The sequence below is a fragment of the Bradyrhizobium genosp. L genome (assembly GCF_015624485.1).
Classification (GTDB): domain Bacteria; phylum Pseudomonadota; class Alphaproteobacteria; order Rhizobiales; family Xanthobacteraceae; genus Bradyrhizobium.
This window is the reverse complement of sequence record NZ_CP061378.1, coordinates 2,172,156-2,188,761: the sequence shown is the minus strand read 5'-3', so window position 1 is coordinate 2,188,761 and position 16,606 is coordinate 2,172,156. Positions and strand designations below refer to the sequence as shown.

At 65.8% G+C, this 16,606-nt stretch carries 11 protein-coding genes; 6 read left to right on the top strand and 5 right to left on the bottom strand.

Annotated elements, in window-relative coordinates:
* Positions 1 to 24 precede the first annotated feature (24 nt).
* Positions 25 to 1,656 (top strand): flavin-containing monooxygenase, encoded by a 1,632-nt coding sequence (locus IC762_RS10180; RefSeq protein WP_195788665.1) that lies wholly within the window; start codon positions 25 to 27, stop codon positions 1,654 to 1,656.
* Between the two features lie 183 nt (positions 1,657 to 1,839).
* Here IC762_RS10180 and IC762_RS10175 read toward each other — a convergent pair whose 3' ends face one another.
* Complete coding sequence (locus IC762_RS10175) at positions 1,840 to 5,139, bottom strand: carboxyl transferase domain-containing protein (RefSeq protein ID WP_195788664.1); 3,300 nt, start codon at positions 5,137 to 5,139, stop codon at positions 1,840 to 1,842.
* 187 nt (positions 5,140 to 5,326) lie between these two features.
* Between IC762_RS10175 and IC762_RS10170 the strand changes: the two genes are divergently transcribed.
* Entirely contained in the window at positions 5,327 to 6,541 is a 1,215-nt protein-coding gene (locus tag IC762_RS10170) for a mandelate racemase/muconate lactonizing enzyme family protein (protein ID WP_195788663.1), read from the top strand.
* 171 nt (positions 6,542 to 6,712) lie between these two features.
* On the opposite strand, the gene IC762_RS10165 is transcribed toward IC762_RS10170, so the two are convergent.
* The 3 genes from IC762_RS10165 to IC762_RS10155 all read right to left on the bottom strand — a co-directional run bounded on the left by IC762_RS10165 (position 6,713) and on the right by IC762_RS10155 (position 11,751).
* Positions 6,713 to 7,945, bottom strand: a complete 1,233-nt coding sequence (locus tag IC762_RS10165; RefSeq protein ID WP_195788662.1) for an ABC transporter substrate-binding protein — start codon at positions 7,943 to 7,945, stop codon at positions 6,713 to 6,715.
* Between the two features lie 107 nt (positions 7,946 to 8,052).
* Positions 8,053 to 10,092, bottom strand: a complete 2,040-nt coding sequence (locus IC762_RS10160; protein WP_195788661.1) for a hydantoinase/oxoprolinase family protein — start codon at positions 10,090 to 10,092, stop codon at positions 8,053 to 8,055.
* A gap of 6 nt (positions 10,093 to 10,098) precedes the next feature.
* Positions 10,099 to 11,751, bottom strand: a complete 1,653-nt coding sequence (locus IC762_RS10155; RefSeq protein WP_195788660.1) for a hydantoinase B/oxoprolinase family protein — start codon at positions 11,749 to 11,751, stop codon at positions 10,099 to 10,101.
* 237 nt (positions 11,752 to 11,988) lie between these two features.
* On the opposite strand from IC762_RS10155, the gene IC762_RS10150 reads away from it, so the two are divergent.
* Genes IC762_RS10150 through IC762_RS10135 form a run of 4 tightly spaced genes read left to right on the top strand, consistent with a single transcriptional unit; the run spans position 11,989 to position 15,219 of the window.
* Positions 11,989 to 12,474, top strand: a complete 486-nt coding sequence (locus IC762_RS10150; RefSeq protein ID WP_195788659.1) for a DUF305 domain-containing protein — start codon at positions 11,989 to 11,991, stop codon at positions 12,472 to 12,474.
* Entirely contained in the window at positions 12,474 to 13,931 is a 1,458-nt protein-coding gene (locus tag IC762_RS10145; RefSeq protein ID WP_195788658.1) for a YncE family protein, read from the top strand. Before IC762_RS10150 ends, IC762_RS10145 begins: the two co-directional genes overlap by 1 nt.
* Positions 13,928 to 14,458, top strand: coding sequence for an RNA polymerase sigma factor (locus IC762_RS10140; RefSeq protein ID WP_195788657.1), 531 nt, complete (start codon positions 13,928 to 13,930; stop codon positions 14,456 to 14,458). The genes IC762_RS10145 and IC762_RS10140 overlap by 4 nt, the downstream gene beginning before the upstream one ends.
* Positions 14,455 to 15,219, top strand: coding sequence for an anti-sigma factor family protein (locus tag IC762_RS10135; RefSeq protein WP_195788656.1), 765 nt, complete (start codon positions 14,455 to 14,457; stop codon positions 15,217 to 15,219). The genes IC762_RS10140 and IC762_RS10135 overlap by 4 nt, the downstream gene beginning before the upstream one ends.
* Here the strand turns inward: IC762_RS10135 and IC762_RS10130 are convergent.
* Positions 15,216 to 16,451: an MFS transporter gene (locus IC762_RS10130; RefSeq protein WP_246801633.1), complete on the bottom strand. Its 1,236-nt coding sequence runs from the start codon at positions 16,449 to 16,451 to the stop codon at positions 15,216 to 15,218. The genes IC762_RS10135 and IC762_RS10130 overlap by 4 nt on opposite strands.
* Positions 16,452 to 16,606: the final 155 nt, after the last annotated feature.

Sequence of the window (16,606 nt, the reverse complement as noted above, 5' to 3'; positions counted from 1 at the left end):
CAACAGACCGGGGAGCAACGACAGGTGGCCGCACCGCGCCAGGATCAGATCGAGACGGCTGCGCCGGACTACGACGTCATCATCATCGGCGCCGGGTTGTCTGGCATGTACCAGCTCTACCGGCTGCGCGAGCTCGGCCTCAGGACGCGCGTGTTCGAGGCCGGCACCGGCGTCGGCGGCACCTGGTACTGGAACAGGTATCCCGGCGCGCGTTTCGATTCCGAAAGCTATTCCTACGGCTACTCCTTCTCGAAGGAATTGCTGCAGGAATGGGAGTGGTCCGAGCATTTCGCCGGCCAGCCGGAAACCTTGCGCTACTGCAATTTTGTCGCCGACAAGTTCGATCTGCGCCGCGATATCCAGTTCGAGAGCCGCGTCACCGCCGCAAGCTACCAGGACGCGACGCGGAGCTGGGAGGTCACGCTTGAAAGCGGCGCGCGCCACAGTTGCCGCTTCCTGATCACCGCGATCGGGCCGCTGTCGACGCCGACCTTGCCGCGCATCGAGGGCCTCGACAGCTTCAAGGGCCAGTCCTTCCACACCGCGCGCTGGCCGAAGCAGAAAGTGGATTTTGCCGGCAAGCGCGTCGCGGTGATCGGCACCGGCGCGACCGGGATCCAGACCATCCAGACCATCGCGAGCGAGGTTGGGCACCTCACCGTGTTCCAGCGCACGCCGAACTGGGCCGCGCCGCTGCACAACGGCAAGATCGACGCGGAGATGCAGGCCAGGATCAAGGCCGGCTATCCCGAGATGTTCGCGCGCTGCCAGGAGACCTTTGCTTGCTTCGTCCATACGCCCGATACCCGCGGCGCATTCGAGGTCTCCGACGAGGAGCGCGAGGCGAATTACGAGCGGCTATATGGCGAACGCGGCTTCGGCATCTGGCAGGGCAATTTCAAGGACATCCTGATCGACCGCAAGGCGAACGCCACGATCAGCGATTTCGTGGCCCGAAAAATCCGCGAGCGCGTCAAGGACCAGGCGGTCGCGGAAAAGCTGATCCCCAGGAATCACGGCTTTGGCACGCGGCGCGTGCCGCTCGAGACCTTCTATTACGAGGTCTACAACCGCGACAATGTCGAGCTGGTCGATCTCAAGGAGACGCCGATCGAACGGGTCACGCCCGAGGGTATCCGAACCAGCGAGAAGGACTACGCGTTCGACATCATCATCTATGCCACCGGGTTCGACGCCATCACCGGCAGCTTCGACAAGATCGACTTCAGAGGCGCGCGCGGCACGCGATTGAAGGAGAAGTGGCAACACGGCCCGGAAACCTATCTCGGACTGATGGTCGACGGCTTCCCCAACATGATGATGCTGATGGGCCCGCACACCGCACTCGGCAACATCCCGCGCAGCATCGAATACAGCGTCGACTGGGTCACCGGCCTGATGCGGTTTGCCCAAGCGAAGGGCCTGACCTTCCTCGACGCGACGCCGGAGGGCACCGCTGACTGGACAGATCACGTCAAGGCGCTCGGCGTCGGCCTGCTCTCCAACGAGATCGACTCCTGGATGACCGGCATCAACCGCAACGTCGACGGCAAGCAAACCCGCATCGTCGCCCGCTACAGCGGCAGCGCGCCGGCGTATCGGGCAAGATGCGACGCGGTTGCGGCGAAGGGGTATGTGGAGTTGAGGGTGGGGTAACGTTCGTATTGACGCGAAACGCGGACCGCATCACCGCCGTCGTCCCGGCGAAGGCCGGGACCCATAACCACAGGTCTTAGTCGTTGAGGAAAGCTGTGGCCCCAGCGTCGCCGAACAATCACCTTCGGTGGTTATGGGTCCCGGCCTTCGCCGGGACGACACGGAGTATGTTGCGCCGTCACCTCACCACGCATCGATGCACGGCCGCTTGCGCGTCGTGCGCGGCTCGGGCTTCGGCACCGAGCGCAGGCCGCTCATGATCCAGTGCCTGGTCTCGGCGGGGTCGATCACCTCGTCGATCTCGAGCACGGAGGCGATCGAGACCGCCTTGCCGTTGGCGTAGAGTTCGGCGACCTTGGTCTGGAAATATTTCTCCCGCTCGACCGGATCCTCGATCGCCTCCATCTCCTTGCGGAAGCCGAGGCGGACGTAGCCTTCCAGGCCCATGCCGCCGAATTCGCCGGTCGGCCAGGCCACCGTGAAGAACGAGGCGTGGAAGCCGCCGCCGATCATCGATTGTGCGCCGAGGCCGTAGCCCTTGCGCAGCACGATGCCGAACAACGGCACGGTCAGGCTCGCGCCGGTCACGAACATGCGCGCGACGTGGCGCACGATCGCGGTCTTTTCGGCCTCGGGGCCAACCATGAAGCCCGGCGTGTCGCACAGCGAGATCAGCGGGATGTCGAAGGCGTCGCAGAGCTGCATGAAGCGCGCCGCCTTGTCGCCGGCCGCGGCATCGATCGCGCCGCCGAGATGTTTTGGATTGTTGGCGATCAGGCCGAATGGCTTGCCCTCGATGCGGATCAAGGCGGTGATCATGCCGACGCCGAACTCGCGGCGGAGCTCCAGCACCGAGCCCTCGTCGGCGAGGAGATCGATGACGTTGCGGATGTCGTAGACGCGCAGCCGATTCTCCGGGATCGCGCGGCGCAGCAGCCGCTGGTCCGGCGCTTTCCAGCCCTGCACCGCGCCCTGGAAGTAGGCGAGGTATTTCTGCGCCATCGTGGTCGCCTCGGCTTCGTCCTCGACCAGGATGTCGATCACGCCGTTCGGTGACTGGAAACTGACAGGGCCGACCTCGGCCGCATGATAGACGCCAAGCCCGCCGCCCTCGATCATCGCGGGTCCGCCCATGCCGATCGAGGCATTTTTGGTCGCGATGATGACGTCGCAGACGCCGAGCATCGCGGCGTTGCCGGCGAAGCAATAGCCGGAAACGATGCCGATCACGGGCACCAGGCCGGAAAGCTTTGCGAACTGCACGAAGGACGGACCGTCGAGCCCGGTCATCCCGAGCCGATCGGTATCGCCGGGACGGCCGCCGCCGCCCTCGGCGTAGAACACCAGCGGAAGCCGCCACTGTTCCGCCAGCGTGAGCATGCGGTCGATCTTCTTGTGGTTCATGTGGCCCTGGGTGCCCGCCAGCACGGTGTAGTCGTACGCAATCACCATGCAGCGCGCGCCTTCGGGGCCGAAGTCTTTCGCATTGACGGTTGCGACGCCGGCGATCAGGCCGTCGGCCGGCGTGTTCTTGATGAGGTCTTCGACCTTACGGCGGCGGCGTTGGGCTGCGATCGCGAGCGAGCCGTATTCGACGAACGAGCCGTCGTCGACCAGATGAGCGACGTTCTCGCGCGCGGTGCGCTGGTTGGTCTTGCGGCGGCGCTCGACCGAGGCCGGGCGGTTCTCGTCCAGGGTGATCGCCTTGCGCGCGACGAGCTCGGCAAGGTCAGGCCGGATGTGATCGAGGTCGATTGCGGCCTCCTGCTCCGCGGTGTGGCCGTCGACCTCGGCCGGCTCCAGGAACAGGATCGGCTCGCCATGCATCAGCGTGACGCCAGGCCCGCCCGCGATCTTCGTCACCCGGCCGCCCTGCGGTGCGATGACCAGATGCTCCATCTTCATGGATTCCAGCACGGCGATCTGCTGGCCCGGACGGACCAGATCACCCTCCGCGACCTCGATCTCGACAATCGTGCCCTGCAGCGGCGCCGGCACCGGGAGCGATCCTTCCGGCGCCGCCTCCGCAGCGGCCCTGGATGCGGCCGCCTCACTCACCGCGATCAATGGCGCGACATGCTCGCTGGCTGCGCCAACCAGCGCTGCAACATGGGTATCGATGAAGCTCGTGTTGATCTTGTTCCGGACAAAGCTCTGATGCGCGAGCACCGCGCCGAGCAACGGGATGTTGGTGGCAACGCCGCCGATGCGGAATTCCCGCAAGGCGCGCGCCGCCTTATGCACCACGTCAGGCCATTTTGGGCTCGGCGAATGCACGATGACTTTTGCCAGCAGCGAGTCGAACGCGGCACTGGTGCGATAGCCGGAATAGCCGAAAGTATCGACGCGGACGCCGGGTCCGGACGGCAGGTCGAACACGCTGAGCGTGCCGCCGGTCGGCCTGGTGGCGCCGGTCTCGTCCATCACCTCCATATTGACGCGGAGCTGCATCGCGTAGCCGCGCGGCAACGGCACGGCCGATTGCGCCAGCCCAAGCGAGGAAAGCGTCGCGCCGGCCGCCACCGCAAGCTGTGCGCGTACCAGGTCGACGCCGAGCACCGCTTCGGTGACGGTGTGCTCGACCTGCAACCGCGGATTGGCCTCGATGAAGGCGAAGGCGCCCTCGCCATCGTCCGCCTCGTCATCGACCAGGAATTCGAAGGTGCCGAGATTGTTGTAGCGCGCGGCGCTGGCGAGCTGCTTCGCGGCCTCGATGATGCGCGCACGCAAGGCATCGTTCAGCGATGGGCTCGGCGCCACCTCGATCAGTTTCTGGTTGCGGCGCTGGATGGTGCATTCGCGTTCCCAGAGATGAGAGATCGCGCCATGACGATCGCCGATGATCTGCACCTCGATATGGCGTGCCTTGCGGATCAGCCGCTCGACATAAACAGCGTCGTTGCCGAACGCGGCCTTGGTCTCCGACTGGCAGCGCGCATAGGCCTCCGCGAGCTTCCCTGCGTCGTCGACCACGCGCATGCCTCGGCCGCCGCCTCCGGCAATCGCCTTGATCATCACGGCAGCGTTGGCACCGAGCGAAGCGAAGAAGGCCTTCGCCTCGTCAAGCGAGGTTGTGCCCGAGCTGCCGGCAATGATCGGCACGCCGCATGTCTTCGCCAGCGCCTTCGCCCTGGCCTTGTCGCCGAACAGATCGAGCGCCTCCGGCGACGGACCGACAAAAACGATCTTCTCCGCAGCGCAGCGCCGCGCAAGGCCTGCGTTCTCGCTGAGGAAGCCATAACCCGGATGCAGCGCATCGCAGCCCGCGGCCTTGGCGGCTGCGACCACCTCCTCGATGTCGAGATAGGCCCGTGCGCCGTGGCCGGGGATCTCGCGGGCTTCGTCGGCTGCGCGGACATGCAGCGACGCGGCGTCATCGGCCGGATAGATCGCGACCGTGGCGATGCCGCTCTCGCTCGCGGCACGGGCGATGCGGATCGCGATCTCGCCGCGGTTGGCAATCAGCAATTTTGTGAAGGACATCGGCGGTTCCGGTTTGGCTCAACGATCCTTCATGGTCGGATCGCGGCCGCGACGCAAGGGCTTCTCTGCCGGCGCCGCGACCTTCCGGCTTGCGGAATTTGCGCGCGGGCCTGCACGCTATGCAGATTGACCCGCGCGCCGATGCGCTATTCTACTTCCTCAACGAACAACGGACCGGGCGGAAACCATGACCAAGGCCACCACGATCAAAAGCGTCGAAACGCTCGCCTGCGATGCCGGCTGGCGAAACTATCACTTCGTCAAGGTGACGACCGCGGACGGACTGGTCGGCTGGAGCGAATATGATGAGGGCTTTGGCGCGCCCGGCGTCACCGCGGCAATCGAACGGCTGTCGGCGCGGGTGGTCGGCAAGAATGCGTTCGAGCATGAGCGGATCTATGTCGAGTTGTTCGCGGCGACACGGCCGGCTGCCGGCGGCGTGGTCGCGCTGGCGCTCGGCGCGATCGAGAACGCGCTGCTCGACGTCAAGGCCAAGGCGCTCGGCGTGCCCTGCTATGAGCTGCTCGGCGGCAAGATCCGCGATCGTGTCCGGGTCTACTGGTCGCATTGCGCGACCTGGCGCATCAATCATCCGGATTGGTACAAGCCCGCCATCACCGATCTCGACGGGGTCAAGGCGATCGGGGCTGAGGTGCGCGAGAAGAAGTTCTCGGCGATGAAGACCAACATCTTCGTCTACGCCGACGGCAAGCCACAGGGCTGGCGCCCCGGCTTCGGCTCGCCGTTCATGCCGGAGATCAATGTCGATCGTGCAGTGCTGCGCAATCTCTGCATGCATCTGGAGGCGATCCGCGACGGCGCGGGGCCGGATGTAGATCTGCTACTCGACCTCAACTTCAACGCCAAGACCGAGGGCTACCTGAAGATCCTGCGCGCCATCGCCGACATGGACATGTTCTGGGTCGAGATCGACACCTTCAACCCGCAAGCGCTCGGCTACATCCGCCGCCAGAGCCCGCATCCGATCTCTTCCTGCGAGACGCTCCTGGGCCTGCGCGAATTCCTGCCCTATTTCAGCGAGCAGGCGATGGACGTCGCGATCATCGACACGCCGTGGAACGGGGTGTGGCAGTCGATGAAGATCGCGGCCGCCGCCGAACATTTCGAGGTCAACGTCGCGCCGCATAATTTCTACGGCCACCTCTGCAGCATGATGAATGCGCATTTCTGCGCGGCGGTGCCGAATCTGCGGATCATGGAGACCGACATCGACCGGCTGGCCTGGGACCACGAGCTGTTCACCCATGTACCCGAATTCGTCGACGGCCATCTCGTGATCCCGGATCGCCCGGGCTGGGGCACCGAGCCGAACGAGGAAGGCCTGCGCGCGCATCCGCCGAAGAACAAGGGCGGGCTGTTGAACTATGGGTCGAAGAAGTAGCGGTTATGGCGACGCCGCCAACCCCATCGTCGTCCCGGCGAAGGCCGGGACCCATAACACAGGATTGCGTCGTTGAGGCAGGCTGTGGCCCCAGCATGGCGCAACAATTGTCATTCGGGGTAATGGGTCCCGGCCTTCGCCGGGACGACGCATAACCCACACATTGCGCCCCTAATTATCCTCCCGCACCGGCGTGAATGCGCTCTCGATCACGTCGCCGATCGGCTGCCAGGCATTGCCGTCGAACTGCACCAGCCGCATCTGCTTGATCGGACGGAAATCCTGCGGGCCGGTGTTGATCACGATCCCCGGCAGCGCGATCGGGCTGTGGTAGTCCTTCAGCGATGCCGCCTGCCGCATGATGTTGTCGCGCGAGAAATCGGCGCCGCATTGCCGAAGCACCTGGAACAGGGTGTCGGCCGCGGCGTAGCCGAACACGGCGTAGATGTCGTCCTTGTCGCCATCGGGGAAGTATCGGTCCATGAAGGCGTCCCACGCCTTGATCTGCGGATCGTTCCGCCAGGAGGCGTCGCCGGCGTCCTTGAGGAACGAGGTCGAGATCACGCCGAGCGAATTCTGAAGGCCTGCCGGCTGCAAGGCGCTGGCGATCGAGGCCGACGCATTGTCGAGGATGAACACCGGGTGCCAGTCCATCTCGGCGACGACGCGGATCGCGCGCGCCGCGATCGCCGGCGCGCCGTCGAACACCAGTATCTCGGCGCCGGAGTTCTTCAGGATGCTGAGCTCGTTCTCGATCCTGGTCTCGGAGGCGTCGAAGGCGAGATCGGCGACGATCATGCCGGCGGTGTCGCCGAGCCCTTCCTGCAATCCGCGGAACAGGTCGCGGCCGAACTGGTCGTTCTGCCAGAGCACCGCGATCTTGCGGCCGGGATAGGCGGCCTGGATGTAGTTGGCGTAGATCCGCCCCTCGGCGCGGAAGGTCGGTTGCCAGCCCATGGTCCAGGGGTAGGTCTTCGGATGTGCCCACTCCTCGTCGCCGGAGGCGACGAACAGCTGCGGGATCTTCTTCTCGTTGAGGTATTTTCGCACGGCGAGATTGCTCGGCGTGCCGAACGAGCCGAACATCAGCGCCACGTTCTGCTTCTCGACGAGATCGCGGGTCTGCTCCATCGCGGTGTTCGGATTGGAGCTGTCATCGACCGAGACGAACTTGATCTTGCGGCCATTGATGCCGCCGCGCTCGTTGATCATGTCGAAATAGGCGGCTTCCGCACGCCCGATGGTCGCGAATGCCGCGAGCGGACCGGTGTAGGGCATGACATTGCCGACACGGATTTCGCCGGTGGCGGCCTCCGCGGCCTGTTGCGCGCGCAAAGGCGCAGCTGCCAGCAGCGCGGCGAAGACGAGGATGATCGAAAGCGTCGTTTGTTGTCTTGTTTGCATCAACATCGCCACAAACGCCGGCGCGTGCCGGCGCTCCTCCCGCGCGATCCGACCTTATCGCCCAAGGCAACGCCGGAAAAATGAAATGTTGATGGCAGAGTTCCGCCTCAGCGCAATGTTATGTCGAGCCAGCCCAGCGGATTGACCGTGACCCGGTCGCCAGTGTCGACCAGCACCGTCGTGGTCTCCGCTTCGATGATCGCAGGACCGGCGAGCGTATGGCCCGGCCTGAGATCGTCGAGCGCATAGACCGGCACCTCGCGCCAGGCACCGAGCCAGGCCTGCCGCTTGCCGCGCGGCGCGCATGGGGCGGTCGACGTGACCGCACCGACATCGCTGCCCTGCGGGGCAACCTTGCCGACCGCGGCGACGCGGGCGTTGACGAACACCACCTCCTGCCCGCGCGAGGCATAGGTGTACAACTCCTCGTGACGGCGATGGAAGCGGTCCTCGATTTGCGCGACCAGATCTGCGGCGCCGAGATCGAGGTCGCCGAGCGGCACGTCGATCTCGAACACCTGCTCGCCATAGCGCATCTCGGCCGAACGCTCGATCGCGAGTTCGCCCTTGAACCAGGACCGCAGCCGGCCGGCGGCCTGTTCCTCCAGGGCCGCGAACAGCGTCCGGACCTCGTCGGCGGAAATCCGGCCCGCACCATAATGGGTGCGGCTGACCTCGTAGCGCAGGTCGCTGGTCAGCATGCCCCAGGCCGACAGCACCGAGGCGACCGTCGGCACGATGATGCGCCTGATCTCGAGCTCGCGCGCGACTTCGGCGGCGTGCATGCCGGCGGCGCCGCCAAAGCTCAGCAGCGCGAACTTTCGCGGATCGACGCCGCGGCGCAATGTCATCAGGCGGATGCCGTCGGCCATCTTCAGGTTGATCATCTTGTAGATGCCGGCGGCTGCCTCGATCCGCGACAGCTCGAGCGCTTGCGCGATCCGATCAACCGCGGCTTCCGACGCCGCACGATCGAGCGGCCGCGCGCCGCCCATGAAGGCACTCGCATCGAGATAGCCGAGCACGACATTGGCGTCGGTGACGGTGGCAGCCAGGCCGCCATTGCCGTAGCAGGCGGGGCCCGGCACCGAGCCCGCGCTTTCCGGTCCCACCCGCAGCGTGCGGCCGCCATCGACACTGGCGATCGAGCCGCCGCCGGCAGCGATGCTGGCGATATCGAGGCTGCGCAACGCGATGCGCTGGCCGGCCAGCATGCCATCGGCGGAGAGCGAGGCCTGGCCGTCGGCAATGAGGGAAATGTCGGTCGAGGTGCCGCCCATGTCGAACGGCACCAGATCGGGAATGCCGAGGAGATCCGCGCAGCGGCGGCTCCCGGAAATGCCGCCGGCCGGCCCCGATAGCACCGTGCCCGCGGCAAGCCGCGAGGCCTCCTCCACCGGTGCCATGCCGCCATGCGACAGCACGACGAACAGCGAGCCGGCAAAGCCGGCCTCAGTGAGGCTCATCTCCAGATTGGTGAGATAGCGCTGCACCGTAGGCTGAACATAGGCGTTCACGATCGTGGTCGAGACCCGTTCATATTCCTTGATCTGCGGCAGCACGTCACTGGAGCGCGAGATGCTGACTTCAGGCAGCTCCTTCGTCAGCCGTTCGACTGCGGCCATCTCGTGCGCCGGATTGAGATAGGCGTGCAGGAAGCAGACCGCGATCGAACTCGCGCCGGACCGCCTCACCTCGGCGATGAGATCGCCGAGCGCGCCATCATCGAGCGGAATGGCCGCGCTGCCGTCGGCCTTCAGCCGCTCGCGGACACCAAAACGGCGCTCGCGCGGCACCAGCGGCTCCGGCGGCGGCGTGCGCAGATCGTAGCGATCCGGCTTCAGTCCCTCGCGCATCTCGACCACGTCGCGATGGCCTTCGGTGGTGAGCAGCGCGACTCTTGCACCCTTGCGCTCCAAGAGCGCGTTGGTCGCAACCGTCGTGCCGTGCACCAGCCGATCGGTCGCGGCCAGCATCGCGGCGCGCGTCACGCCGAGACGGCGCGCCAGTTCCTCCAATCCCGCCATCACGCCGATCGACTGATCGGCCGGCGTGGAGGGTGATTTCGCGAACACGGTACGCCCGGATTGATCCGTGGCAACCAGGTCGGTGTAGGTGCCGCCGACGTCTACGCCAATCGTGTACATGCTGCCCTATACCGCTTTCGAAACCAGACCCTGCGCTACGTCGCGCGAGCGCGCCTCCGCGGAACGTTTCTCAGGCGGTCCCCAGCCGCCGCCGCCGGAAGAACGAACTTCCAGGCAGTCGCCGGGGCGGAGCTCGATGCCGACCTCCTTGGTCTTCAGCACCCGCGGCGCGCGGCCTTCCGACAGCAGCCGATAGTGATGCGGCTCGCCATCTTTTCCGCCGAGCATGCCGCAGGGGCCGTGCCGCGCGCCGTCGCCGGCGGTGTTGCCTTTCGCCGGCTTCGCCGTCTCCAGCATCATGTCGAGCGCGACGCCGAGGCCGCCGCGATGCTGGCCATCGCCGCCGGAATTCGGGCGGAATTCATGCTGGCGGAAATACAGGGGAAAGCGCACCTCGGCGACCTCGATGCTGCCGAATTTGAGCCCGCCGACCGAGTGCCATTCGCCGATCGACGAATAGCCATCACCTCCCGGCGAGGCGCCGCCGCCGGGCCGCGCCTGGAACATGTGCCAGATGAAGTTGCGGCCGTTGCGCGGGTCCTCGCCCTGGATCGCGATGCGGAAGCGACGGCCCCAGCCGCCCATCACGCGATCCGGGCACGATGCCGACATCGCCTTGATGATCGCTTCGACGATCTCGTTGGAGGGATGGCTGGTGCACAGCGTCACGGGGCGGCCGGGATCGGCCCAGACGATGGTGCCTTGCTTGGCCACCACCTTCAGCGGCCGCAGCGCGCCGGTGTTCTTCGGGATGTCGGCGTCGATCAGATAGGCGAATGCCATCGCGACCGCGGCCTGCATGTTGGCATGCGATGAATTGACAAAACTGGTCGACTGCGGATCGGAGCCAGTGAGATCGACCTCGATGTCACTGCCCTTCTTGGTCACCTTGGCCGCGATCTTGATGTCGGTGCGGCCGTGGCCGTCATCATCGAGCAGCGCCTCGCCATGGAACACACCGTCCTTCCAGGTCGAGACCACGGCGCGGGTCTGCTGCTCGGTGGCGTCGAGAATCGCCTCGATCGCGGCCTCGACGGTCTCGGCGCCGAACTCGCTGAATAATTTCGACACCCGCCGCTCGCCGAGATGCGCGGCGCCAAGCATCGCCGCGAGGTCGCCGCGGAATTCCCGGGGGTTGCGGATGTTCAGCGCCAACAGGTCGAGCAGGTCTTCGCGCGGCTTGCCCGCTTCATACAATTTAATCGGCGGAATGCGGATGCCTTCCTGATAGATCTCGGTGGCGGCGGGATTGTAGGCGCCGTGGGTGGCGCCGCCGATGTCGCTCTGATGTGCGCGCACGATGGTCCAGAGCAGCCGCTTGCCGCCGTCGAACACAGGCACGAACGCGGTCAGGTCAGGCAGATGGCTGCCACCCTGATAGGGATCGTTGAGCAGGATGACGTCGCCCGGCGCAACATCCTTGAACCGCTCCTCGACCGCCAGTGTTGCCCAAGGCAGCGCGCCGACATGGACCGGGATGTGATCGGCCTGCGCGATCAGCCGTCCGCTTGTGTCGCAGATGCCGAGCGAAAAATCGCGGCTGGAGTTGAGGATTTGCGAATAGGAGGTGCGAAGCATGGCTTCGCCCATTTCCCGCACGATCGACGTCAGGCGATGCTGGACGACGGAACGGGTGATCGGATCGATCCTGGGGGACATTTTTGCCTTGTTGGCGCGTCGATCGCGCAGGGTGGCGGCCGCGATGCGGCCGATCGGAACCGGGATTCTTCTTTTATAGCCAGAGGTCTCCGGATCGCAAACCGGCCCGTATCAGCCCGAGCCGGCGATTCCATCGATCAGCAAGTCGTGATCACCGCGACGGAATAGAACACGCCTCACTGCGTCCCACCCATGCAAGCCGGCCCCGGGCCGGCTCCCTTCGACCAGGTGGACACAATGAATTTTCGATTGATCCGACCCGGCCTCGCGCTGCTCGGCATGCGCGTGCTGCTCGCCTTTGCCGCACCCTCGGTGGTGCTGGCACATGACGAGCATCATCCGGCTCAAAACGCGCCGACTTCCGCCGAGGAAAGCGCCTTCCTCGCCGAGAACGAAACCGCGATGACCAAGATGATGAACGACATGGCCGCGAAGCCTGTCGGCGACGTCGATCGCGATTTCGTCGCGATGATGACGCCGCACCATCAGGGCGCGATCGACATGGCCGTGATCGAGCTGCGCTACGGCAAGAACGAGCAGCTGCGCCGCATCGCGCAGGAGATCATCGTCGAGCAGCAGCAGGAGATCGACGCCATGAAGCTCGCGATCGGCGAGCCGGTCACCGCCTCCGCGCCGGCCCCGACGCAAGCCGCTCCGGCGGCACCGCCCGCGCACGATCACATGAACATGTCCCACGAGATGAAGATGCAGGAGAGCAAGTGATGAACCGTCAATTCCGTAAGGCCCTGTTGGCCTCGACCGTGGTCGCGATGTCGACCACCGCCTTCGCCGGACAGGCGCCCGGCGCCGCATCCGCGGCCGATATCCCGATCAGCCATCACGACCGCGTCTATGCCGCGGAGCAGTTCTCGAACACGGTGTCGGTCACCGATCCCGTCGACAACAAACTGCTCGGCGTGATCAGGCTCGGCGACCCGCAGCCGGGCAATTTCAGCCCGCTCTACAAGGGCCAGGTGCTGGTGCACGGCATGGGCTATTCCCCCGACCACCGCACCCTTGCCATCGTCTCGATCGGCTCGAACTCGGTGAGCTTCATCGATACGACGACCAACACGGTCAAGCACGTCACCTATGTCGGGCGTTCGCCGCATGAGGCGTTCTTCACCCCCGACGGCAAGGAGGTCTGGGTCACCGTGCGCGGCGAGAACTACATCTCGGTGATCGACGCGCAGAGCTTCAAGGAAACGACACGCATCGAGGTGCCACCCGGGCCGGGCATGCAGATCTTCTCACCCGACGGCAAATACGGCTACATCTGCTCGTCGTTCAATCCGGAGACCGATGTCGTCTCGGTTGCCGACCACCAGATCGTCGCAAAGGTGAAGCAGGAAAGCCCGTTCTGCCCGAACATCGCGGCGACGCCCGATGGCGAGCAGGTCTGGTTCACGCTGAAGGATATCGGCAAGACCCAGGTGTTCAACGCCAAGCCGCCGTTCAATCCGATCAAGACCATCGACACCGGGCCGATCACCAACCACGTCAACTTCGCGAGGACCCCCAAGGGCACCTTCGCCTATGTGACGATCGGCGGCACCAACCAGGTCAAGGTGTTCAGGACCGACGACTTCTCGCAAGTCGCCACCATTCCCGTGGGCAATCTCCCGCACGGCATCTGGCCGTCCGGCGACGGCACACGGATCTATGTCGGCCTCGAGAATGCCGACGCGCTGGCTGCGATCGACACCGCGACCAACAAGGTGATATCAAACATCCCGATCGGCCAGGCGCCGCAGGCGATCGCCTATGTGCCTGAGGCCGCGCCCAATCCGGACGACCGGACGAACCTGCAAAGCCTCGGCGTCGCCGGCCAGGTCGCGCACCTCGCGCTCGCGCCGAAACAGGAGGTCAAGGGCGCGACGTCGCCGACCAGCGTCTCGCTGTTCGACCAGGGCCTGATCCAGATCGTGCAGGCCTCCGTCACCGGCCTCGAGCCGAAGCAGCGCTACGTGCTGGGGCTCGCCGAGCATGCCGACGGCGGCGGCATGGTGGAGCCGCTCGCGGCGTTCATGACCAACCCTGCGGGGTCTGCGATCGTCAACGCCGCTGGTCCGATCCGGCAGATCGTGCAAAGCTCGGTGAAGGCCGAAAAGCGCTATCTCGTGATCGCGGCCGGAGAGCCATCGAAGCTCGGCGCGGTCGTCCAGGTTCAGGCCCCATGAGCGACATGCTGCGCCAGATCGAGCCGGTGATTCCAGCGTTGCGCCGCTATGCGCGCGCGCTGGTCCGCAACCACGCGGCCGCCGACGATCTGGTGCAGGACTGCCTCGAGCGCGCCGTTGGGCATTGGCACCAGCGGCGCGAGGACGGCAATCCACGGCCGTGGCTGTTTGCGATCCTGCACAATCTCGCGGTCAACCAGTTCCGCCGCGCGGCAACGCGTGGCCAGCATGTCACCATCGACGAGGCGCCCGAACACGCGATCGGGCAGAATGCGGAGCAGGAACAGAAGCTGATGTATCAGGACGTGATGGGGAAGCTTTCCAGGCTGCCCGACGAGCAGCGCGCGGTGCTGCTGCTGGTTGCCGTCGAGGACCTGAGCTATGCCGAGGCGGCCAACGTCCTCAACATTCCCGTCGGCACCGTGATGTCGCGCTTGTCGCGGGCGCGCGAGAGATTGCAGCAGGAGCTCGAAAGGTCCGCCGGAATCCAGCCAAGCAATGTCGTGCAGTTGCGGAGCAATTCATGAGCAATCGCCCGATCGCGGAAGACGATCTGCACGCCTACGTCGATCGGGCCCTCGAGCCAGAACGCGAGGCCGAGGTCGCTGCCTATCTCGAGGGCCATCCGGATGTCGCAAAGCGCATCGCCGATTATTCCGAGCAGCGTCGCCTGTTGCGTTCGGCGTTGGCGCCGATCGCGGAAGAGCCGCTGCCGCCGCAGCTCAACCTGTCCAGGATCATCGAGAGCCGGCGCCGGCGCCCCTCCTCAATCCGCTGGGCGATCGCGGCGATGCTGATGCTCGCGATCGGCGGCGTCAGTGGATGGGTGATCCGCGGTGAAACGCTGCCACCGGCCGGCGGACTGGCCGCGCTCGCGCAGGAAGCAAGCGATTCCTACCATGTCTACGCTTCCGATCGCAGCCGCCCGGTCGAGCTGCGCGACTCGACCGAGCTCGCCGCGTGGGTCTCGAGCCGGCTGCGTCAGCCGGTCAAGCTGCCGGACCTGTCGCAGTCCGGCTACCGCTTCATGGGCGGTCGCGTGGTGCCGACCGCGCACGGCCCCGCGGCGATGTTCATGTATGACGACGACCATGGCGACCGGCTGGTGATGCTGACGCGCCCGATGGCGACGGATCAGAACGCGCCGATGGCGCCGCATACGAGCGGCGGTGTCGCGGGTTTCGCCTGGGCCGATGGCGGCATGGGCTATAGCCTTGTGGGACCGAAGGCCGCGGACTCCCTGAGACCGCTGGCCAACGAGATCCGCAAGCAGGCGCGGACCATCTAGCTTCGCGTATAGATCAGGAACAGCGCGGTCCCGATCAGCAGCGCAGCCGCCATGAACAGCAGCACGGCGGGCAGGCCGAACAGCGCCGCGACGCCGGCGGTGGTCGACTGCATCAGCGCGGCGCCGAGGAAGAAGGCGAGGTTGACGGCCGACAGCGCCTTGCCGGTGTTCTGGGCATCGACCAGTTGCCGCGTCATGCCGAAGATCAGCGGTTGCGCCGAGGTGGCAAGGCCAATCAGGATCAGCAGCAGAAGGTCGTATTGCGACGGCATCACGGCGACGCCGAACAGGTTCGAGACCGGGAAATGCGGCGCTCCGGCTGCCATCAGCGCGAGCAGCAGCGCGGCAAGCATATGCGCGACCGCCACCATGGTGCGGCGATGTCCGAACCTGCGATCGAGCATGCCGACGCAGATCGGGCCGATGATCTGCGCCAGTGTGAACACGCCGAGGACATTGCCGGCCTCGATGCGGCTCAGCGATTTGACGTCCATCAGCCACGGCCCGCCCCAGAGGCCGCGCAACACCAGCGAGGCGCCGAGCGAGACCAGCGACAGCGCGATCAGCCCGCGCAGGCCGCGCGACAGGCCGAGCCGCAGCACCTCACCCATCTGCTGCAGTGGCGAGGAATCGTCGGCATGCGCGGCCGGTTGCCGCGGCACCAGCGCGAATACCGCGAACAGCACCGCGACGCCGAATCCGGCCGAGACCCAGAACCCGGCGCGCCAGCCGAACTGATCGACCACGAAGGCGAGCGGGCTCGCCGACAGCAGCATGCCGATATTGCCGATCGACAGGATCAGGCCGGACCACAGGCCGAATTTTGCGGCCGACATCTGCTTGGCCGCCAGCGTCATCGGGCACATCAGCATGCCGGAGGTAGCGACACCGAGCAGGAGTTGCCCGAACACAAAGCTTGCCGGACCTGTGGCAAGCGCCGAGACCAGCGTCCCGCCCACGGTTCCGGCCAACAGGCTCAGCGACACCGGACGCACGCCAAAGCGATCCATCGCCGCGCCGACCGGCACCTGCGAAGCGGCAAAGGAGAAATGATAGATCGAGGTGAGGCTTGCGAGCGCCTGCGGCGAAGTGCCGAAATCTCGCGCCATCAGATCGAGGCTGATCGCCGGGATGGTCCGCAGCAGTGTCGACAGCATGTGGCCGCAAGCCAATGCCAGGAGTGCAAGAACCAGGGCGCGGAAACCGAGCCCCGCTTCTTCCGTCGCCGCCACGCCGTCCACGAATCGCCTCTCCCCCGAGCGTCTTTGGGGAGGGCGTAGCACTATCGGGCGGACGGTGCCAACCAGCGCTGATGCGCGCAGAGCAGCCCGCCCCGTCATGGCCGGGCTTGCCCCGGGCATGACGATCATTGGTGCGGGGTGAGGTG